Origin of the sequence: Pseudomonas sp. R1-18 (genome assembly GCF_051132095.1) — a bacterium.
Lineage (GTDB): Bacteria > Pseudomonadota > Gammaproteobacteria > Pseudomonadales > Pseudomonadaceae > Aquipseudomonas.
Genome location: NZ_CP071658.1, coordinates 2125147 through 2145389 on the forward strand (window position 1 = coordinate 2125147; position 20243 = coordinate 2145389).

Annotated in this window: 16 protein-coding genes and 1 pseudogene; 13 read left to right on the forward strand and 4 right to left on the reverse strand. The window is 62.5% G+C overall.

The window, feature by feature from the left end; all coding sequences use genetic code 11:
• Positions 1-141 precede the first annotated feature (141 nt).
• The 3 genes from J3P77_RS09930 (at position 142) to J3P77_RS09940 (ending at position 2729) form a co-directional block, all read left to right on the forward strand.
• On the forward strand, positions 142-330 hold the full coding sequence (locus J3P77_RS09930; protein WP_434681420.1) for a DUF2188 domain-containing protein: 189 nt from the start codon (positions 142-144) through the stop codon (positions 328-330).
• A gap of 362 nt (positions 331-692) precedes the next feature.
• Entirely contained in the window at positions 693-1601 is a 909-nt protein-coding gene (glsB, locus tag J3P77_RS09935) for a glutaminase B (RefSeq protein ID WP_434681422.1), read from the forward strand.
• A 54-nt stretch (positions 1602-1655) separates the two neighbouring features.
• A complete protein-coding gene (locus J3P77_RS09940; RefSeq protein WP_434681947.1) occupies positions 1656-2729 on the forward strand; it encodes a DUF1615 domain-containing protein in 1074 nt (357 codons plus the stop codon).
• Here J3P77_RS09940 and J3P77_RS09945 read toward each other — a convergent pair.
• The gene (locus J3P77_RS09945; protein WP_434681423.1) at positions 2726-3166 is read right to left on the reverse strand and encodes a DUF1810 domain-containing protein; all 441 of its coding nucleotides are present in this window, start codon (positions 3164-3166) and stop codon (positions 2726-2728) included. The two genes, J3P77_RS09940 and J3P77_RS09945, sit on opposite strands and share 4 nt — an antisense overlap.
• A gap of 120 nt (positions 3167-3286) precedes the next feature.
• Here J3P77_RS09945 and J3P77_RS09950 point away from each other — a divergent pair, with 120 nt between their 5' ends.
• The 4 genes from J3P77_RS09950 (at position 3287) to J3P77_RS09965 (ending at position 8965) form a co-directional block, all read left to right on the forward strand.
• A complete protein-coding gene (locus J3P77_RS09950; protein ID WP_434681424.1) occupies positions 3287-5098 on the forward strand; it encodes an ABC transporter ATP-binding protein in 1812 nt (603 codons plus the stop codon).
• A gap of 137 nt (positions 5099-5235) precedes the next feature.
• Positions 5236-6273, forward strand: coding sequence for an NADP(H)-dependent aldo-keto reductase (locus tag J3P77_RS09955; protein WP_434681427.1), 1038 nt, complete (start codon positions 5236-5238; stop codon positions 6271-6273).
• Positions 6274-6345: 72 nt separating this feature from the next.
• On the forward strand, positions 6346-7146 hold the full coding sequence (locus J3P77_RS09960; protein WP_434681428.1) for an SDR family oxidoreductase: 801 nt from the start codon (positions 6346-6348) through the stop codon (positions 7144-7146).
• Positions 7139-8965, forward strand: a complete 1827-nt coding sequence (locus J3P77_RS09965; RefSeq protein WP_434681429.1) for a glycoside hydrolase family 15 protein — start codon at positions 7139-7141, stop codon at positions 8963-8965. The genes J3P77_RS09960 and J3P77_RS09965 overlap by 8 nt, the downstream gene beginning before the upstream one ends.
• A gap of 9 nt (positions 8966-8974) precedes the next feature.
• On the opposite strand, the gene J3P77_RS09970 is transcribed toward J3P77_RS09965, so the two are convergent.
• Positions 8975-10399: a DUF2723 domain-containing protein gene (locus J3P77_RS09970; protein ID WP_434681430.1), complete on the reverse strand. Its 1425-nt coding sequence runs from the start codon at positions 10397-10399 to the stop codon at positions 8975-8977.
• Between the two features lie 87 nt (positions 10400-10486).
• Entirely contained in the window at positions 10487-11191 is a 705-nt protein-coding gene (locus J3P77_RS09975) for an SDR family NAD(P)-dependent oxidoreductase (protein ID WP_434681431.1), read from the reverse strand.
• 240 nt (positions 11192-11431) lie between these two features.
• Here J3P77_RS09975 and norR point away from each other — a divergent pair, with 240 nt between their 5' ends.
• The 4 genes and pseudogenes from norR to J3P77_RS09995 all read left to right on the forward strand — a co-directional run.
• On the forward strand, positions 11432-12982 hold the full coding sequence (gene norR, locus J3P77_RS09980) for a nitric oxide reductase transcriptional regulator NorR (protein WP_434681432.1): 1551 nt from the start codon (positions 11432-11434) through the stop codon (positions 12980-12982).
• A gap of 146 nt (positions 12983-13128) precedes the next feature.
• Positions 13129-13353 carry a DUF6555 family protein gene (locus tag J3P77_RS09985; protein WP_434681433.1) on the forward strand — a complete coding sequence of 75 codons (225 nt, stop codon included), beginning with the start codon at positions 13129-13131 and terminating at the stop codon, positions 13351-13353.
• Positions 13354-13420: 67 nt separating this feature from the next.
• Positions 13421-14878, forward strand: coding sequence for an MFS transporter (locus J3P77_RS09990; RefSeq protein WP_434681434.1), 1458 nt, complete (start codon positions 13421-13423; stop codon positions 14876-14878).
• Between the two features lie 82 nt (positions 14879-14960).
• Positions 14961-15446: pseudogene (locus tag J3P77_RS09995) on the forward strand (LysE family translocator); the annotation flags it as partial.
• A 466-nt stretch (positions 15447-15912) separates the two neighbouring features.
• Here the strand turns inward: J3P77_RS09995 and J3P77_RS10000 are convergent.
• A complete protein-coding gene (locus tag J3P77_RS10000; protein WP_434681436.1) occupies positions 15913-16221 on the reverse strand; it encodes an RcnB family protein in 309 nt (102 codons plus the stop codon).
• 231 nt (positions 16222-16452) lie between these two features.
• Between J3P77_RS10000 and mrdA the strand changes: the two genes are divergently transcribed.
• Positions 16453-18342 carry a penicillin-binding protein 2 gene (mrdA, locus tag J3P77_RS10005; protein WP_434681437.1) on the forward strand — a complete coding sequence of 630 codons (1890 nt, stop codon included), beginning with the start codon at positions 16453-16455 and terminating at the stop codon, positions 18340-18342.
• Positions 18343-18504: 162 nt separating this feature from the next.
• Complete coding sequence (gene poxB / locus J3P77_RS10010; RefSeq protein ID WP_434681438.1) at positions 18505-20223, forward strand: ubiquinone-dependent pyruvate dehydrogenase; 1719 nt, start codon at positions 18505-18507, stop codon at positions 20221-20223.
• Positions 20224-20243: the final 20 nt, after the last annotated feature.

The following is a 20243-nucleotide window of genomic DNA, read 5'->3' on the forward strand; positions in this document are numbered from 1 at the left end:
CGTCCGCGAAGACGTACCCATGGTCATAGACGTCGTATCCATGGTCATAACCGCTGGGCCATGGATTGCCCACACTTCCGATGGGTGGGTGTAAGGTAGCTGGGCGCAAGCAACACTGTCTCTCTCAAAGCGGAGGTCGATATGAGTGCTCCCGTTCTGTCGAAAGTCCAGTTCAACGGTTATCAACTGGTGAGCGTCAACAGCGGGCCGTGGACGGTCTGTACGCCGAGTGACCGTCTCGCGTCGTTCAACACGCGGCAGGAAGCCATGGCGTATGCCGCCTCATTGCCAGTGCGCAACTGGGGCGCCAGGCCCGGCGCGAGCGCCTGAGCACACTGGACGGCATCGCCCGCTACAGCCCCATGAAGCGAAACGCGCATGGGGCTTTTTGTTGGGATGCACTGGACTATGCGCCTAAAGCATAAACAACCAACTAACTATTCTTTATCGGAACAAGCCTCTGTCAGACATGATTATCCAGAGCTATCAAACTCGCAAAGGTGACTCGGTGATCACTGCGCGCCGATTTTGTACAGCTGCGCACAGCAAACCCTGCAAGTTTTGGGGCCGCATCCTCAGGCAGGTGCGGCCCCTTTTTTATTCGCTCGGCAGCAAGAAGCTCCAGAGCCATGCCATGCCATGCCAAGCGCAGCGGCTTGGTGTAGTGTGCGCTCCCAAAACAAGGGGGCCACATGCAAGACTTGCTCAACGAAATCCTCGAAGAAGTCCGACCATTGATTGGCCAGGGCAAAGTTGCCAACTATATTCCCGCGCTCGGCGAGGTTCGCCCCGATCAACTGGGTATTGCTGTGTACGGCAACGACGGGCGGATGTTTTGCGCGGGAGACGCCAGGACGACGTTTTCGATCCAGAGCATTTCCAAGGTGTTCAGCCTGGTACAGGCCATCGGGCATTCCGGCGAGTCCATCTGGCAGCGACTGGGCCATGAACCCTCGGGTCAGCCATTCAATTCGCTGGTACAGCTGGAATTCGAGCGTGGCCGGCCACGCAATCCATTCATCAACGCTGGCGCGCTGGTGATCTGCGATATCAACCAGGCCAGGTTCGCGGCGCCGTCCCTGTCGATGCGCGATTTCGTGCGGCGCCTGTGCGGTAACGGGTCGATCGTGTCCGATTCGAAGGTGGCCGAGTCCGAATACCAGCACCGTTCGCGCAATGCCGCCGCGGCTTACCTGATGAAGTCTTTCGACAATTTCAACGGGGAGGTCGAGGACGTGCTGCGCAGCTATTTCCACCACTGCGCCTTGAGCATGGACTGCGTGGACCTGGCCCGGGCGTTCGGTTTTCTAGCCAACCAAGGCTATTGCCTGCACAGCGATGAGCAGATCCTGACCCCGCGACAGACCACCCAGCTCAACTCGATCATGGCCACCAGCGGGCTGTACGATGAAGCCGGCAATTTCGCCTATCGGGTCGGGCTGCCGGGCAAGAGCGGTGTCGGTGGCGGCATTGTTGCCGTAGTGCCCGGCCGGTTTTCGGTCTGCGTGTGGTCCCCGGAGTTGAACGCGGCGGGCAATTCGCTTGTCGGTATGGCTGCGCTGGAGAAGCTCAGCGCAAGGATCGAGTGGTCCGTTTTCTAGTGCCGCGTTGCAGGGGAGCAGGGGTTGAAGGAGTCGATATTCAGAGCGCTCGCCATGAGCCTGGCTGCGTTGGTGATGGCCGGTTGCGCAACCCAGCGCTCGCAGGAACCCAAGCTGACGCCGGAACAGGCGCGCGCACAGATCGAGCGCCTGATACCGGCCCAGACCGTCGACCGAAAGGGCTGGGCCGCCGACATTCACGCCGCATTCGCAGCCCAGGACATTGCGCTGACCACCGAGAACATCTGCTCGGTGCTCGCCGTGACCGAACAGGAGTCAACCTATCAGGTTGACCCTGCGGTCCCGGGGCTGGCGAAGATTGCGCGCGGCGAGATCGATCGCCGGGCGGCGCGATTGCGTATCCCGTCGGTGCTGATCAACGCCGCGTTGCGCATCCGTTCGCCCGGCGGCAAGACCTACGGCGCCCGGCTCGACGCAGCGCGTACCGAAAAGGAACTGTCGGCAATCTTCGACGATTTCATCGGCATGGTGCCCATGGGGCGGACGCTGTTCGGCAATTTCAATCCGGTGCACACCGGAGGCCCTATGCAGGTCAGTGTCGCGTTCGCCGAGAAGCGGGCGGCGGACTATCCCTATACGCCCGACGGCTCGATTCGGCGCGAAGTGTTTACCCGGCGCGGCGGCATGTACTTCGGCATCGCTCACTTGTTGGGCTACCCGGTCAATTACGACCGTTCGCTGTACCGCTTCGCCGACTTCAATGCCGGCTGGTATGCCAGCCGCAACGCCGCTTTCCAGAATGCCGTGAGCCGGGCGACCGGCATCGACCTGGCTCTGGATGGCGACCTGATCATCCACGGCACCACCACACTCGGCGCCACCGAAAAGGCGGTGCGCACGCTGTCGCGGCAGTTGGGCATGAACAATGCGGCGATCTGGAGCCAGCTCAAGCAGGGCGACAGCCTGGAATTCGAGGAAACCAGGCTCTACCAGCGGGTATTCGAGCTGGCGGAGAAGGCCGAAGGCAAGCCATTGCCGCGCGCGGTATTGCCAGGCATTACCCTTAAAAGCCCCAAAATCACCCGCAAGCTGACCACTGCGTGGTTTGCCGAACGGGTCGATGACCGCCGCGAGCGGTGCGTGCAGCGGGCGAGTGCGGGGCGCTAGGGCCGGTTTGGCAGAGCCTGGAGTTTCTCCAGGGTCATGGCGTCCGGAGTGCCGTCAAAAAAGGTGTCCAGCACTTCACGGAACACCTCGCGTTCCGGCGCGGCAGCGGCAAACAGGGTCATGCTCGAATGCAGCTTGAGGTCATCGGGCGAACCGAAGATCTGTTGCGCCGAACGATCCACTTGCGGAGCAATGATGCGCGCGCACTGTTCAAGCCGTGGGCCAAGCACCGGATGCCGCAGGTAGGCGCGCGCTTCTTCCAGGCCGCTGATGGCGTAACGCTGGGCCATGTCGCTACGGCCCAGGCCCTTGATCTGCGGAAACACGAACCACATCCAGTGGCTGCGTTTCCGGCCAGCCTTGAGCTCATCGAGCACCTGGTTGAAAACCGGCTGCTGAGCGTCGACAAAGCGTTGCAGATGATAGGCATCGTTCATGATTGACCCCGTGGAACCCCGATGACGGGGCTTGCGATGAATGTGCCAGCGGCTGAAGGCCGCGCCGTATGATGTCCGCCTTGTTGTTGAGTCATCCTTTTGTTCAGAGTTCGTTTACGTATGTTGGCAGTTCAGCGCTTCACCTCTTTCATTCAACAGGCCCTGCGCGCCATGCAGCTGGTCTGGGGTACGTCCAGACGCTTGTCGCTCGGGCTGGTGCTGGCCACGTTGGTGGCGGGACTGCTGCCGGCGCTGGCCGCATGGCTGGGTCAGCGTATTGTCGACGCGGTCGTCGCCGCGATGCAGCTGCACGCCAGCACCGGTGAGGCGCCGCTATGGCCGGTGCTGCGTTTCGTGCTGCTTGAAGCAGGCGTACTGGCGCTGCTGGCCGGCGCGCAGCGCGTGCTGTCAGTACAGCAGGCATTGCTGCGGGTGCAGCTGGGGCAGAAGGTCAACCGGCTGATTCTGGAGAAGGCGCAGACGCTGTCCCTGCTGCAGTTCGAGGATTCGGAGTTCTACGACAAGCTGGTACGGGTGCGACGCGAGGCCTCGACCCGGCCGCTGGCACTGGTGACCAAGTCGCTGGGGCTGATGCAGAACCTCATTTCGCTGATCAGCTTTGCCGTGCTGCTGGTGCATTTTTCGCCTTGGGCGCTGCTGATCCTGGTGCTCGGCGCCTTGCCGGTGTTCTTCGCCGAGGCACACTTTTCCGGCGACGCCTTCCGCCTGTTCAGCCGCCGCGCTCCGGAAACCCGGCAACAGAACTACATCGAGACGCTGCTTTCCCACGAAGGCTACATCAAGGAGGTGAAGCTGTTCGGCTTCGCGCCTCTGTTGCTCAAGCGCTATCAGGACACCTTCGAGCGGCTGTACGCCGAGGACCGCCGCCTGACCCTGCGCCGTGATGGCTGGGGTTTTGTGCTCGGTCTGCTGGGCACCGCCGCGTTTTACCTGGCGTACGCCTGGGTGGTGATCGATGCGGTGCACGGGCACATCACGCTCGGGCAGATGACCATGTATCTGGTGCTGTTCAAGCAGGGGCAGGCCGCCGTGAGCAGCAGTCTCAGCGCGATCAGCGGCCTGTACGAAGATGGCCTGTATCTGGCCGATCTCTACGAATACTTGGGTCAACCCGTCACCGCGCAGACAGGTCACTTGCGTGAAGGGGCCGTGCCCGGAGACGGGCTGCGTTTCGAAAACGTCAGCTTCAGTTACCCCGGCAGCGGTCGGGCGGCGCTGGAGCACATCGACTTACACCTGGCACCGGGCCGCAGTGTGGCGCTGGTCGGCGAAAACGGCTCAGGCAAGACGACACTGATCAAGCTGCTGACCCGCCTGTACCGACCGGACAGCGGACGCATTCTCCTCGACGGCAGCGACTTGCAGGACTGGGAAGAAGACGCGCTGCGCACCCGCATCGGGGTGATTTTCCAGGACTTCATCCGCTATCAGTTCCTGGTCGGAGAAAACCTCGGCGTTGGCGATATCGACGCGTTCCATGACGAAGATCGTTGGCGCGAAGCCGCCGCGCAGGGCATGGCTGCGCAATTCATCGAACAGCTCGACAAGGGCTACGCTACCCAGCTGGGGCGCTGGTTCGCCGGCGGGCAGGAACTGTCGGGCGGGCAGTGGCAGAAGATCGCACTGTCGCGCGCTTATATGCGCCGGCATGCCGACATTCTGATCCTCGATGAGCCTACCGCGGCGCTCGACGCAGGTGCCGAGGCCGCGGTTTTCGACCATTTTCGCGAGTACGCCAAGGGCCGTATGACGCTGTTGATCTCGCACCGGTTCTCAAGTGTGCGCAACGCCGAGCACATCGTGGTACTGGAGCAGGGGCGTGTGCTGGAACGCGGCGATCATGCCAGCCTGGTGGCGGCGGGCGGGCGTTATGCAGCGCTGTTCGACCTGCAGGCGCAGGGTTATCGCTAAATGAAACTGCGCGCGGGCAATGACAAAATACTTGCAGTGACCCTTCGCACGGCGTTCCATAGCAAGTCTTTGCCATGCGCCGATGTACGCGCCGGCTGTACTGATTGACACCTTCAACGGAAAAAACGGAGCCATCGATGCAATATCGTTCATTGGGCAAAACCGACGTTTCGGTCAGCGCTATCTCTCTCGGTACCATGACCTGGGGCGAGCAGAACACCCAGGAGCAAGCGTTCGAACAGATCCGCATGGCCAAGGAAGCCGGGGTCAATTTTATCGACACCGCCGAGATGTATCCCGTGCCGCCACGCGGTGAAACCTACACCAAAACCGAAAGCATCATTGGCGAGTACTTCAAGAAGTACGGCGACCGCAGTGACTGGGTTCTGGCGAGCAAGGTTGCGGGGCCCGGTCGCATGGATCACATCCGCGATGGCAATCCGCGGCTGGATCGCAAGAACATCACCGCCGCGCTAGAGGCTAGCCTCAAGCGGCTGAACACCGATTATCTGGACCTGTACCAACTGCACTGGCCGGACCGCAAGACCAACTTCTTCGGCGTGCTCGGTTACACCCATGACGAGCAGGATGTTGCCGTCGACATCGAAGAAACCCTCGCCGTGCTGGGCGATCTGGTCAAGGCCGGCAAGATCCGCCATTTCGGTCTGTCCAACGAAACGCCGTGGGGTACCCATCGCTTCCTGCACCTGGCCCAGACCCATGACCTGCCGCGTGCCGTGTCGATCCAGAACCCCTACAACCTGCTCAACCGCAGCTTCGAGATCGGCCTGGCGGAAATGGCCATTCGCGAACAGATCGGCCTGCTGGCCTATTCGCCGCTGGCGTTCGGCATGTTGACCGGCAAATACGAGAACGGCGCACGCCCGGCTGATGGCCGTCTGACCCTGTTCGACCGCTTCCAGCGCTACAACAATCCGCAGGCCGTCAGCGCGACTGCCCGCTATGTTGCGCTGGCTCGCGAGCACGGGCTGGACCCGTCACAGATGGCGCTGGCGTACGTCACCAGCCGTCCGTTCGTGACCAGCAACATCATTGGGGCCACCAACCTCGAACAGTTGGCGGTCAACCTGGGCAGCATCGATGTGTCGTTGTCCGATGAAGTCATCGCCGGCATCGAAGCCATCCACACCGCGCAGCCCAACCCGGCGCCCTGACCGGCAGCTGCTTTGAACTTCCGTTCAGCCTCGTCAGTCAGCATCTAGGGTGCATACTTCGAGGCTGAACTGATGGAAATTTCACTCAAGCAGCAAGTCGCGCTGGTCACCGGAGCCAGCTCCGGGCTGGGTGCCAGTGCCGCGCGCGCGCTGGCCACCGCGGGGGCAGCAGTAGTCATCAATTACAGGTCCCAGGCCGAGCCGGCCGAACAGCTGGCGCGGGAAATTCGTGACGCCGGCGGCCAGGCGCTGGCGCTGGGCGCCGACGTATCCAGCGAAGAAGACGTCGAGCGCTTGTTTGCGCAGACGATCCGGCATTTCGGCGCGCTGGATATTCTGGTCGCCAATTCCGGTCTGCAGAAAGACGCCGCCTTCGTCGACATGTCCCTGGAAGACTGGAACACCGTTATCAACGTCAACCTGACCGGGCAGTTTCTGTGCGCCCGCGCGGCATTGCGCCAGTTCATTGCCCAGGGCATGCGCCCGGATGTGTCGCGCGCCATGGGCAAGATCATTCACATGAGCTCGGTACACCAGCTGATTCCCTGGGCCGGGCATGCCAATTATGCGGCTTCCAAAGGTGGCGTGGACCTGCTGATGCGCAGCCTCGCCCAGGAAGTCGGCGAGCTTAAAGTCCGCGTCAACAGCATCGCGCCCGGCGCGATCCGCACGCCGATCAACGAGGAGGCCACCAGTGGCGATGCGCAACAGCAGTTGCTCAAACTGATTCCCTACGGCCGTGTCGGCGATCCTCAGGACGTCGCCAACGCAGTCGTCTGGCTCGCCTCCGACGCGTCGGATTACGTCCACGGCAGTACGCTGTTCATCGACGGCGGCATGAGCCTTTATCCGGAGTTTCGTGGTAATGGCTGAGCGTTTGGAAGAAGCACAGAATCCCATCCAGAACCACGGCATCATCGGCGACATGCGCAGCGCGGCGCTGGTCGCCGATACCGGCAGCATCGACTTCTGCTGCTGGCCTGATTTCGACAGCCCGTCGATTTTCAGCGCGTTGCTCGACACCCCGCACGCCGGGATTTTCCAGTTCGCGCCGGATTTGCCCAACGCCCGGCGCCTGCAGATCTATCTGCCTGACACTAACGTGCTGCAGACTCGCTGGATCGATGAGCAGGCCATTGTCGAAGTCACCGACCTGATGCCGATCGGGCACAACCCCGACGATCTGCCACGTCTGGTGCGCCGCGTGCAGGTGCATGCCGGGACCGCCACCATCCGCATGCGCTGCCGGGTGCGCATGGATTACAGCCGGGCCGACACCACCGCGCATCGAGACGGCGATTCAGTGTGTTTTCAGGCAGTCGGCCAGCCAGGCATGCGCCTGTCAGCAAGCACCGTGATGCATATCAATGATGACACGGCTTGCGCCGACTTCGAGATCAAGGAAGGCCAGACCATCGAGTTCATTCTCGGCGGCGTGGATGACCCGCAGGTAGCCGCCGGGCAATGTACGCGCTATCTGGAGGACACCCTGAAGTTCTGGCGGCAGTGGAGCCGGCACTCCCAGTACCGCGGGCGCTGGCGGGAAATGGTCACCCGCTCGGCGCTGGCGCTCAAGCTGCTCACCTCACGCAAGCACGGGGGCATCGTGGCCGCGGCGACCTTCGGCCTGCCGGAAAACCGTGGCGGCGAGCGCAATTGGGACTATCGCTACACCTGGATCCGCGACGCGTCGTTTACCGTCTACGCCTTCATGCGTCTGGGCTACACCAGTGAAGCCAACGCCTATATGCGCTGGGTGCGTGGCCGCCTGGACGACGGCGTCGACGGCTGCGAGAAGCTGGGAATTCTCTATGCGTTGAACGGCCGGCAGGAGCTTCCTGAAGAGAATCTGGATCACCTCTCGGGCCACGGCGGCGCCACGCCGGTGCGCATCGGCAACGGCGCCTACACTCAGGTCCAACTGGACATCTACGGCGAACTGATGGATGCGGTGTATTTGGCCAACAAATATGGCGAGGCTATTTCCCATGACGGTTGGGCGCACGTCGTGCGCCAGGTCGATTATGTCTGCGAGCACTGGAGCGACCGTGACGTCGGCATCTGGGAAAAACGCGGCGAAGATCAGCACTTTCTGCATTCACGGCTGATGTGCTGGGTTGCGCTGGACCGCGCCCTGCGTCTGGCGGCCAAACGTTCGTTGCCGGCGCCTTTCGAGCGTTGGGATAACGTGCGGCAGGCCGTTCACGACGAAATCTGGGAGCACTTCTGGAACCCGGAGCTGGGCCATTTCGTGCAGTACAAGGGTAGCCGCAGCCTGGACGCGGCCATGCTGCTGATGCCGCTGGTGCGCTTCGTCGGGGCCAGCGACCCCAAGTGGCTGGCGACCCTGGAAGCCATCAAGCGAACCCTGGTGCGCGACGGCATGGTTTACCGGTATCGCAACGATGACACCCACAACGACGGGCTGGAGGGAACCGAAGGCGCATTCGTTGCCTGTTCATTCTGGTATGTCGAATGCCTGGCCCGTGCCGGGCGCGTCGAAGAAGCTCATCTGGAGTTCGAACAGCTGTTGCGCTACGCCAACCCGCTGGGCCTGTACGCCGAAGAGTTCGACAGCTATGGCTGCCATCTGGGCAACACGCCTCAGGCGCTCAGCCACCTGGCGCTGATCAGCGCGGCGAGTTTCCTCAATCGAAAACTCGACGGCGGGGACGGGCTGTGGCAGCCCTGATATCGGCGTTCACTTGGTGTGCAGGGCATAACCGAAAGGCATGCCTTCCAGCACGAAGTCATCGGCGATCATTCCGCAAAAACTCAGGCGCGCCAGGTACACGCCCGGATTTCCGAGGTAGGCGCGCAAGTCCATGCTTTCGCCGCACATGACCAGCGTGCTGCCGCGTAGCAAACCCACCGCCTGACCGGCGCGCAATGCGCCCATGGGCGTCGGGTCGGCGACGATCACCGAGCCCTCCGGCACGCCCCATTCATAGGCCTGCACAAAACGTTGCGCAGAGCGGTCGGGCAGGTACGGGACCATGACGTAGCGGATGTCTTCTCTGAACGGCAATGACTCTTTATGGGTCGGCAATTGAACCAGACCGCCGGCATAGGCTGAATAGGCAAGCAGGATCGCCAGCGGGCCGCTGAGTACGGAAAGGTTGAGCACGCTGTTGCCCAGCGGCTTGCGGGGCAGCCACTTGCGCAGTTGCAGCACGCCGAGAATGCTCAGCAGGGCGATGCCCGGCAGGAACAGGGTGAAGCGATCAAACACGTTGTAGGAAACGGCGAACACCAGGTTCAGGATTGCCGCCGACCATAACAACCATCGCGAGCGGGTGGCGGGTGGCAGCAGCCCGAGCAAGGACGGGCCAATCAGCGACAGCAGCAGGACGCACAGGGCATTCTTCTCGTGCCAGAGCACGTCGAAGCGCAGCAGGTTGGCGGTCCAGTCGCTGCCATCCGCCAGCACGGAATGGTCAGTCAGGTAGCTTCGTCCGATATCCAGCAGCCCCGTGCCTGCGCGCAGCTCATGGATCACTGCGGGGTAGGCCGCAACGCAGCCCAGCAGAAAACCCGGCAGCGTCAGCAGAACCCGGGCGCGGTGCTGGATCAGCAATTGCACGTACAGCGGCAGCAACACCACAAAGGTCAGCGGATCGACGCAGGCCGCCAGCCCGGTTACCAGGCCGATCGACAAGAGGCTTCGCGATACGCTCAAGCGCTTGCTCAGCCCCAGGTGCAGCCAGTAGGCCAGCAGCACCAGCAGCGTATGCAGCAAATAAACCTCGGCCTTGGTCGACACCCAGAACACGGCATGGGAGAGCATAGTGGCGGCGGCGGCCAGCAACGCCTGGCGTGGCGTTGCCCCGACGCTTGCGGCCAGGCGGACGACCAGCCAGGCCAGCGGTACGAGCAGCATCGAGTTGAGCAGGCTCAGCGCTCGCGACCCGAACAATGCCTGGAATAGCGTGCTGACCATGTGATACAGCGGGTGGGCGCCGAGCGACTCGCTGAAGTATCGGCCCTGTGCGGCGTCGGCGAGCAGCGCGCCATTGTCCGTCCACTGGATCGGACCATTGGAGGCGACGACGCTCATCAGGATCGCAATCGATAACAGCAACAGTGGAACCAGGGTCGGGGGTAGACGTCCGGTGTCGGGGGTCATGGGTTGCTCCTTGTGTGAAGACTGTCTGGCTGCGGCACGCTCAAGAGACTGTTGCAGTCACGGCGCAAGATCCGTAGCGGGGCACGGTCATGGACTCAGCCTCCTGAACACCGGCTGGGGAAGGGCGTCGATGACCGGCATGATCAGCGCCCGGATGCCCGATGCATACAATGTCGTGGCCTTGCGCTCGATGCCGGCGACGATTCGCTGCGCCGCTTTCGATGGCTGGCGTGTCAGGCGGCGGGTGCTGTCGTGGAGGGTCATCACATGGGCGCCGACTCTGCACAGCCGGGCCTGCAAACCCTCGCAGAACGTGGACACCGCCGCCTGACTCGATCCATAGACGTAATCGGTTGCTCTTGCGCAGTCGCCGGTATCCAGAGGAAGCACGACCAGGCTGCCGCAGCGCTGACGTTCCAACTGTTGCGCCAGTACCGTCAGCAGGGTGATGACGGTCGCCGCGTTGGTGATGAATGCCTGTAGCGTGAGGCCCACGTCCAGTTCGCAGGCTTTCTGGTCGGGCGCGGTGCCGTAGGCGACCAGCGCCACGTCGATACGGCCCAGCGCGGTTGCGGCCAGGCCGAGCATGCGCGGGTGCTCGCCGAAATGCGCGGCGTGCATGGTGTGCAACGTGACCGCTTGCGCGCCTTGCGCCTTGAGCTCGACGGCTGCGCTGTGCAACTGCTCGGTATCGTCCGCGACCAGAAAGAATTCCGCGCCCTGAGCCGCCCACAGACGGGCGCAAGCGGCGGCGGTGGCCGAAGTGGCTCCGATGATGAGGATTCGTTTCATGGCTGCGCTCGTCTACCAGTGTTGCACCCGGCGATTGACACACTATGGAACGAAAGTGGACATACGCCTCTTGAATAAAAACTAACGGCAGACCAGGGCACGCCAGGCGGCTGACGCCGGGATTTATCGGCGCGAAAGGCGGCTGATCGATAAAGCTGATGGCGCCGGACAGCAGCGCTGTCGTCGGGCAAACGGTTGGAGTCATAATGACGCACTGTCAATCTCCGCCCTGGAGTCGCGATGACCCACCCGCTGCTGCTGGAACTGGTGCCTCTCGTCGCCGATCTTTCTCGCGAGCTTCCCGACGAGGAGCGCTACCGCCGCCTGCTCAGATCACTGCGCCAGCTTTTGCCGTGCGACGCGGCCGCGTTGCTCAAGCTCGAAGACGACGTGCTCGTGCCCCTGGCTGTGGACGGCTTGAGCGCCGACACGTTGGGGCGGCGATTCCGGGTCCGGGAGCACCCGCGTTTCGAAATCCTCCTGGAAAGTCCCGGTCCGGTACGTTTCTCCACGGACTGCGATCTGCCCGACCCGTATGACGGGCTGGTGGAAGGGCACGGCCATCTGGAGGTTCACGACTGCCTAGGCTGCGTGCTGTATTTCCAGGACCGGCCCTGGGGCCTGATCACTCTGGACTCGCTAGACCCGTCACGGTTCGGCAGCGTCGACCTTGATGGCGTACAAGCATTTGCCAGCCTGGCGGCGGCCACGGTGATGGCCAGCGAACGGATGGAGCAACTGACCCGTGCTTTCGACGACCAGCGACAGCTGGCCGAGGTATACAAGCGCGCCGCCGGCGGCCGGGCCCCGCGTGAGCTGATCGGGCAGAGCGCGGTACACAAGACGCTGATGCAGGAAATTCAGCTGGTGGGCAACAGCGCATTGACGGTGCTGGTCACCGGCGAAACCGGGGTCGGCAAGGAGCTGGTGGCCGAGTCCATTCACCTGCATTCTCCCCGCGCGCACAAGCCGTTGATCAGCCTCAATTGCGCGGCTTTGCCGGAGACTCTGGTGGAGAGCGAGCTGTTTGGTCATGTCAAAGGCGCATTTTCCGGGGCCGTGAACGGTCGCAGCGGCAAGTTCGAGCTGGCCAACGGCGGAACCCTGTTTCTCGACGAGGTGGGTGAGCTGCCGTTGCCCGTGCAATCGAAGTTGCTGAGGGTGCTGCAAAGCGGGCAGTTGCAACGGGTCGGCTCGGATCAGGAACATCGCGTCGACGTGCGGATCATCGCGGCAACCAACCGGGTTCTCGCCGAAGAGGTGCGCGCCGGCAGATTCCGCGCCGATCTGTATCACCGGCTCAGCGTCTACCCGCTGCATGTGCCGCCGTTACGGGAACGGGGCCGCGATGTACTGCTGCTCGCCGGGTACTTTCTGGAGGAAAACCGGCTGCGCATGGGCTTGCGCGGCCTGCGCCTGAATCCCGAAGCCCAGAGGCTGTTGCTCGGTCACAATTGGCCCGGCAATGTTCGTGAGCTGGAACATCTGATCAGCCGCGCGGTGCTCAAGGCGCTGGCCATGCATCCCCAGCGACCACGCATCCTGACCATCGAGCCGCAGGCATTGGGGCTCGATGAGGTGCAGGCCACGACCGGGCCGGTCGCGGCTCCCGGAGCGCTGCTGGATACCTCGTCCGGGCTCGGCCTCAAAGAAGCCGTCGACGCCTGTCAACGGGCGCTGATCGTTCAGGCGCTGGAACAGCATCAGGGTAAATGGACCGATGCGGCGAAGGCGCTCGGCGTGGATCGGGCAAACCTGAATCGGCTCGCCAGGCGCCTGGGTATCAAATAATTCCACTGCAGCAGCGGTCGACGGAGGGCACGCCGACCTTCGCGAAACCGGCCCACGACAGGACCGTTGCGCCAGAACACGGAATTAATGCGCGTCAGCCGCGGTCCGTTATTGACTCGCCCCCAGTAACTGAGGTCCCGCCCTCGATGGCCCTGCCTAAACATTACCGCATCGACTACCTGCTCAATGGTGCGTTCAAGAGCTTCTATATCCGCGCCGAACAAATGGACGCGGCGCTGGCCTGGCAGCACGCCAGTATCGACGCAGGCCTGGTGCGCATCCCCAGATTCCGTACGGCAAAGATTGCCCCGGTCAGCAGGCCCAGCGCCGAGCAGTACGGCATCAGCAATGTCGAATGGGCTCAGGCCTGAGCGGGCTTCGCTGAAGTTGCGCTGATCAAAAGGACGGCCCGAAATCGGCCGCGAGGGGGTTCGAGACATGACGTCGATTCAACCCATGCAACAGGGCGCGGTTTTCGAAACCGATCTGCCGGCGCGACTCGACCGGCTGCCGTGGGGACGATTTCACACGCTGTTGGTCATTGCCCTGGGCATTACCTGGCTGCTCGACGGCCTGGAAGTCACGCTCGCCGGCTCAGTGGCCGGGGCGCTGAAGGACAGCCCAACCTTGAATCTGTCCAACAGCGACATCGGCCTTGCCGGCGCGGTGTACATCGCCGGCGCCGTGCTGGGTGCTCTGCTGTTCGGCTGGCTGACCGACCGGCTGGGGCGTCGCAAGCTGTTTTTCATCACCTTGCTGCTTTACGTTGGTGCCACCGCTGCCACGGCCTTCTCGTTCAATGTCTGGAGCTTCATGCTGTTCCGGTTTCTCACTGGAATGGGCATTGGCGGCGAGTACACGGCCATCAATTCGACGATCCAGGAATTCACCCCGGCTCGTTATCGCGGCTGGGTAGACCTGAGCATCAATGGCACCTTCTGGCTCGGCGCGGCGCTCGGAGCAGGCGGCTCGATCATCCTGCTCGACCCGCAATGGATCGGCGGCGAACTGGGCTGGCGGCTGTGCTTCGGCATAGGAGCGGTGCTCGGGTTGTTCATTCTGCTGATGCGTCTCTGGCTGCCGGAAAGCCCGCGCTGGCTGCTGATTCACGGGCGTGTGGCGGAAGCGACGCGCATTGTCGAAGGCATCGAAGCGGACCTGCGCCGCCACGGCCACGAATTGCCGGCACCAGACAGCAAACCGCTGCGCCTGCACGTGCGCAGCCATACGCCACTGGCTGAAATCTTCCAGACGCTGTTCGTATCCTTTCGCCAGCGCTCGCTCGTCGGGCTCACGCTGCTGACCGCTCAAGCGTTTTTCTATAACGCGATTTTCTTCACTTACGCGCTGGTTCTGACCGACTTCTACGACGTGCCGGCCGAGCAGGTTGGCTGGTACGTGCTGCCGTTGGCGTTGGGCAACTTCTGCGGCCCGCTGGTGCTGGGGCGCCTGTTCGATGTGGTGGGCAGGCGCGTCATGATCAGTCTGACGTACGGTATTTCCGGGGTGTTGCTCGCGGCAAGCGGCTACCTGTTCGAGCGGGAAATCCTCGATGTGACGCAACAGGCGATCGCCTGGATGGTGATCTTCTTCTTCGCATCGGCGGCCGCCAGCTCGGCTTACCTGACTGTCGCCGAAACCTTTCCGCTGGAGATCCGCGCCTTGGCCATCGCGGTGTTCTATGCCTTCGGCACGGGCCTGGGCGGAATCATCGGGCCGACGCTGTTTGGCGAGCTGATCGAGACTCAAGAGCGGGCCAACGTGCAGATCGGTTATCTGATCGGCGCGGGGCTGATGATCTTTGCCGCCATCGTGCAGGCGCGGTGGGGCGCGGCGGCGGAGCGCAAATCGCTGGAGCAGGTGGCGCGGCCACTTTCTCAGGCTGCGGACGTCTAGCTGGCTGCGACAACGGCAACCGGCACCGATAGGGTAATTTCCTTCAATACACTCATGTGCCTGCCTCGTACCTTGAACCGGGTTCGGATTCTGGCCGAGCATGCTTCACGTGCTCGGCGCTGCGCTTGGCTTTACCTTGCTGCTGGTGCTGATCGGCTTCGGTCTGCACGAAACATTGCGCCAATGGCCGTTCTTGACCGGGCTGATCCGCTGGGCAGGCATCGCGTTTCTGCTGTACATGGCGCTGCGCCTGACAATGGACGACGGCCAGCTGAGCGTCGGGCAGCAGGGCACGCGTCCGTCAATGCTCTATGGCGCGCTGATGCAGTGGCTGAACCCCAAGGCCTGGTTGGCATCCATTGCCGGGATGGGTGTATTCGTTGCCAACGGCGAAGCGCGCCTGATCTGGCAATTTACGGCGATCTACTTCGTAGTCTGTTATGCGTCACTGGGATGCTGGGCTTACACGGGTAGTTTTCTCAGCCGGTATTTGCGCAGCGCGGCGGGTGTGCGGTGGTTCAACCGGATCATGGCCGCATTGCTGGTCGGCGATGTTGCATCAGGGTAAAGAACGCGATGGCGGTGCAGTGTTTGTGCAGTCTTTCCAGCTGCGGATCGATCAGAGTTCGAGAGAGGTGCATAAGGCCGTCGTACAGCTACCGTCCGTCGCCGACCGAGCGCGCTTCTACGAACGGCAGCAGCTCGTCACGCCAGAAAAAAGGCGTGGCTGAAGCAGGGAAAGGTGACGGCGGTCCATGTGGATGTCTCGCTGGCAGAGCTTCGAGACTAGTGTATTTCCATCAAAATTGCCCGCGATCTGCCGCATGGCGGTTGGTGCGATGTGCCTGAAGAAACGCAGTCGCCGGGTTTACTGCCGCTTCGCGCCAAATCGCCAGCAAGCTGGCTCCTACGCCCGACGGGCCGAATCAACAGCGGATCGCCGCAGGGCGTAGGAGCGAGCTTGCTCGCGATCTGCCGGGAACCGGCAGCAGGATGGTCAACCTCGTCGACCAGACCTTATATGTACGGACTGCTTACTTCGGTGCAGGTACGATATCGACGATCTGGCCGTTCACCTTCTGATAACGCACATACTTGTCGTTGATCTGAATCCATTCGCTTTCCTTGGCAGGCTCTTTCAGGCCTTTGGCCTTCCAATCCTTGATACCTGAATCGCTGCGGCGGAACTGCTCGGGGACGCGAGAGCCCAGTTCCAGCTCGTGACGGTTGTACTGGGATTCCTCGACCTTGGGCTCCGGCTTTTCGTCAGCCTGCACAGGGAGGGTAACGACCGAGAAGCTGCCAAGCAGGGTCAAGCAGGCGATCAACGATTTGCTCTTCATATGTCACTCCATCATGGGACTAATGCGGGCGGCTTAATGCCTGCCGTTATGAATCGGACCTTGCGCGCCGCAAATCATTCGATCGGCTTGTTCGCCTGGCCGTCAACGCCAGCTGACAGAATCTTCACCTGCCTGCCGACATTTGCAGTCCAGTAATCAATCACTTCTTGCTATGGTGCGCGCCGAAATATTTATTTACATGTTTTTGTCATTCATCGAGAAGCTGTAGAAATGCCCAATGCCATTACGCTCAAGGACCACGAAAAGGAAACCAGGCTGGTCAATCGCCGGGTGATCGCCTGCGCCACGCTGGTGGCGTTACTGAGCGTCTGTCTGATCCTTCGCATGTACTTCTTGCAGGTCACCGAATTCGCGTACCACTCGACCATCTCCGAAAACAATCGGGTTCACGTGCTGCCGATTCCGCCTGAGCGGGGTTTGATCTATGACCGCAACGGCACGGTGCTGGCCGACAACCGTCCGAGTTTCAACCTGACGCTGACCCGCGAGCGCGCCGGCGACTGGCATCGGGTGATCGACGAGCTGATGAGCATCCTGTCGCTGCCCGACGAAGATCGCATTCTGTTCGACAAAGAGCTCAAGCAGGTACGTCACCCGTTCGAGCCCGCCACGTTGCTGTACGAGCTGACCGAACAGCAGATCGCCTTGCTGGCGGTCAATCAGTACCGGCTGCCCGGCGTGGACGTGGCGGCGCAGTTTGTGCGGCACTATCCGCTGGGCGCGCACTTCGCCCATTCCATCGGTTATGTCGGGCGCATCAACGAGAAGGAAGCGCGGCAACTGGACACCGAATACCGCGGCACCCAGTCGATCGGCAAGACCGGCATCGAACGCTTCTATGAATCCGAGCTGCATGGCCACGTCGGCTATGAAGAAGTGGAAACCAACGCTCAGGGCAGAGTGTTGCGCGTGCTGAAACACACCGACCCGGTGCCCGGCAAGAACATCACCCTGAGCCTGGACGTGCATCTGCAGGAAGCCGCCGAAGCCGCGCTAGGCGACCGCCGTGGTTCGGTGGTGGCGCTTGATCCGGAAACCGGCGAGGTGCTGGCGATGGTCAGCAAACCCAGCTTCGATCCCAACCTGTTCGTCACCGGGATCAGCTTCAAGGCCTACGCTGCGCTGCGCGATTCGATTGACCGGCCGCTGTTCAACCGCGTGCTTCGCGGCCTGTATGCGCCAGGCTCGACGGTCAAGCCTGAGGTCGCCATCGCCGGTCTGGACACCGGTGTGATCAACGCTTCGACGCGGGTCTTCGACCCCGGCTACTTCCAGCTGCCGGACTTCGACCACAAGTACCGGAACTGGAACCACAGCGGCGACGGCTGGGTAGACATGGACGCGGCGATCATGCGTTCCAACGACACCTATTTCTACACCCTGGCACACAAGCTGGGCATCGACAGGCTGTATGACTACATGACCATGTTCGGCATCGGCCAGAAAGTCTCGCTGGATATGTTCGAGGAGTCTGCAGGCTTGATGCCGTCCCGTGAATGGAAGCGCGCGACCCGCCGTCAGGCCTGGTTCCCGGGCGAGACGGTGATCCTCGGCATCGGCCAGGGCTACATGCAGGTCACGCCGTTGCAACTGGCCCAGGCCACTTCGCTGATCGCCAGCAAAGGCGTCTGGCATCGTCCGCATCTGGCCATGGAAGTCGGCCACGTTCCACCGGTCGACGAGCATCCGATGCCCAACATCGTATTGCGCGATCCACACGAGTGGGATCAGGTCAACGAAGGCATGCAGATGGTCATGCACGACCCGCGCGGTATCGCCAGGGCGGCGGCGCAGGGGGCGCAGTATCGCATCGCCGGCAAGAGCGGCACCGCGCAGGTCGTGGCCATCAAGCAGGGCGAACGGTACGACCGGATGAAAACCCTGGAACGCCACCGCGATAACGCCTTGTTCGTCGGCTTCGCTCCGGCCGAGCGGCCGAAAATCGTGGTTGCGGTAATGATCGAGAACGGCGAGGCGGGCGGGCGTGTGGCCGGCCCGGTCGTGCGCGAGATCCTCGATGCCTGGCTGCTGGATCAGGACGGCAAGCTCAAGCCGCAATACGCCGCGCCGAGCCGGCCGAGCGCGAGCCCGCACGCATAGCCCCACGCATAGCTTGCGCCCGGACGGAGGGGCTCGGCCTCAGGAACTGAACCACGTGCAGGTTCTGTGAACTGTCGAACCGATGGCGGGTCGACCACAGCAGGCGCAGCCGCCGCTGTGGCGGCGCGCATGGATCTTCATCGCCTCGACAAGGAACCCCGCATGTCCAAGACCATTGCCGACTACCTCGTGCAAACCCTCGCAGCGGCCGGTGTTTCCCATATCTGGGGAGTGGCCGGTGACAGCCTCAACGGCCTGACCGACAGCCTGCAACGCACCGGGTCCATCCGCTGGATGCACACTCGCCACGAAGAAGTCGCGGCTTTCGCCGCCGGCGCTCAGGCCGCCAGCAGCGGTAAGCTCGCGGTGTGCGCCGGCAGCTGCGGCCCGGGCAATCTGCACTTGATCAACGGCCTGTATGACTGCCACCGCAGCCGGGTTCCGGTGCTCGCGATTGCCGCACACATTCCGTCCGCCGAAGTGGGGCTGGATTATTTCCAGGAAACCCACCCCACCGAGCTGTTCAAGGAGTGCAGCCACTTTGTCGAGCTGGTCAGCAAGCCCGAACAATTCCCGCGCGTTCTGGAGCGTGCGATGCGCGCCGCCATCAGTCAGCAAGGCGTGGCAGTGATCGTGGTGCCTGGAGACGTGGCGCTCGAACAGGCTCCCGATGTTGCCGCCAACTGGGTCGAGGTGAACCCGCCAAGCGTAGTGCCAGCCGAGCAGGACTTGCAGACGCTGGTCGGGATGCTCGATGACGCCAAGGCCGTCACCCTGCTGTGCGGTGCAGGCTGTGCCGGTGCGCACCAGGAAGTCATGGCGCTGGCCGACACCCTTGGCGCGCCGATCGTGCATGCGCTGCGCGGCAAGCAATATGTCGAATACGACAACCCCTTCGACGTCGGCATGACCGGGCTGATCGGCTTCAGCTCCGGTTACCACGCAATGCTGTCGTGCGACTCGCTGGTCATTCTTGGCAGCAGTTTTCCTTACCGCAATTTCTATCCGCAGGATGCAAGAATCATCCAGATCGATCTTGACCCGACCCAGCTCGGCCGCCGTACGCCAGTGGCGTTGGGTCTGGTCGGTGGTATCAAGGAAACCCTGCAGACGCTGCTGCCCCGACTCAAGCCTCACACCGACAGGCGCTTTCTGGACAAGGCGCTCAAGCATTACGCCAAGGCGCGCGAGGAGCTGGACGAACTGGCGACGCCAACGCCTGCGGACAGGCCGATTCACCCGCAATACCTGACGCGCATGGTCGACGAGATGGCCGACCAGGATGCGATCTTCACCGTGGACGTCGGGTCGCCAACCCTGTGGGCCGCGCGTTATCTGCACATGAATGGTCAGCGCAAGCTGCTCGGCTCGTTCAACCACGGCTCGATGGCCAACGCCATGCCACAGGCGCTGGGCGCCAAGGCACAGCACCCGGATCGCCAGGTTGTCGCGCTGTGTGGTGACGGCGGGTTGTCCATGCTGATGGGCGACCTGCTGAGCATTCGCCAGCTGAACCTGCCGATCAAAATGGTCGTGTTCAACAACAGCTCGCTGGGCTTCGTCGACATGGAAATGAAAGCGGCGGGTTACGTTCCTCACGATACCGACTTCCACGAGACCAATTTTGCCGGCGTGGCGCTGGGCGCCGGTATTCTGGGCATTCGCGTGCAGTCCGCCGATGAGCTGCCCGCTGCATTGCGCAAGGCCTTCGATCATCCGGGGCCGGTTCTGATCGACGTCGTCACCGCCAAGCAGGAACTGGGCATCCCGCCGAAGATCAAGCTGGCCCAGGCCAAGGGTTTCAGCCTGTACATGATGCGCGCCGTGCTCAGCGGGCGCGGTAATCAGGTGCTGGAACTGGCCCGCACCAACCTGCGCTGATTCTGGCTTCGCCCGCCGCC

Coding starts and splice junctions, on each gene's coding strand:
- J3P77_RS09970 (WP_434681430.1), bottom strand. CDS start 10,399: ATGACCCCCGACACCGGACGTCTACCCCCGACCCTGGTTCCACTGTTG.
- J3P77_RS09955 (WP_434681427.1), top strand. CDS start 5,236: ATGCAATATCGTTCATTGGGCAAAACCGACGTTTCGGTCAGCGCTATC.
- J3P77_RS09930 (WP_434681420.1), top strand. CDS start 142: ATGAGTGCTCCCGTTCTGTCGAAAGTCCAGTTCAACGGTTATCAACTG.
- J3P77_RS09945 (WP_434681423.1), bottom strand. CDS start 3,166: ATGAACGATGCCTATCATCTGCAACGCTTTGTCGACGCTCAGCAGCCG.
- J3P77_RS09990 (WP_434681434.1), top strand. CDS start 13,421: ATGACGTCGATTCAACCCATGCAACAGGGCGCGGTTTTCGAAACCGAT.
- J3P77_RS09960 (WP_434681428.1), top strand. CDS start 6,346: ATGGAAATTTCACTCAAGCAGCAAGTCGCGCTGGTCACCGGAGCCAGC.
- norR (WP_434681432.1), top strand. CDS start 11,432: ATGACCCACCCGCTGCTGCTGGAACTGGTGCCTCTCGTCGCCGATCTT.
- poxB (WP_434681438.1), top strand. CDS start 18,505: ATGTCCAAGACCATTGCCGACTACCTCGTGCAAACCCTCGCAGCGGCC.
- J3P77_RS10000 (WP_434681436.1), bottom strand. CDS start 16,221: ATGAAGAGCAAATCGTTGATCGCCTGCTTGACCCTGCTTGGCAGCTTC.
- mrdA (WP_434681437.1), top strand. CDS start 16,453: ATGCCCAATGCCATTACGCTCAAGGACCACGAAAAGGAAACCAGGCTG.
- J3P77_RS09975 (WP_434681431.1), bottom strand. CDS start 11,191: ATGAAACGAATCCTCATCATCGGAGCCACTTCGGCCACCGCCGCCGCT.
- J3P77_RS09940 (WP_434681947.1), top strand. CDS start 1,656: ATGAGCCTGGCTGCGTTGGTGATGGCCGGTTGCGCAACCCAGCGCTCG.
- J3P77_RS09985 (WP_434681433.1), top strand. CDS start 13,129: ATGGCCCTGCCTAAACATTACCGCATCGACTACCTGCTCAATGGTGCG.
- J3P77_RS09965 (WP_434681429.1), top strand. CDS start 7,139: ATGGCTGAGCGTTTGGAAGAAGCACAGAATCCCATCCAGAACCACGGC.
- J3P77_RS09950 (WP_434681424.1), top strand. CDS start 3,287: ATGTTGGCAGTTCAGCGCTTCACCTCTTTCATTCAACAGGCCCTGCGC.
- glsB (WP_434681422.1), top strand. CDS start 693: ATGCAAGACTTGCTCAACGAAATCCTCGAAGAAGTCCGACCATTGATT.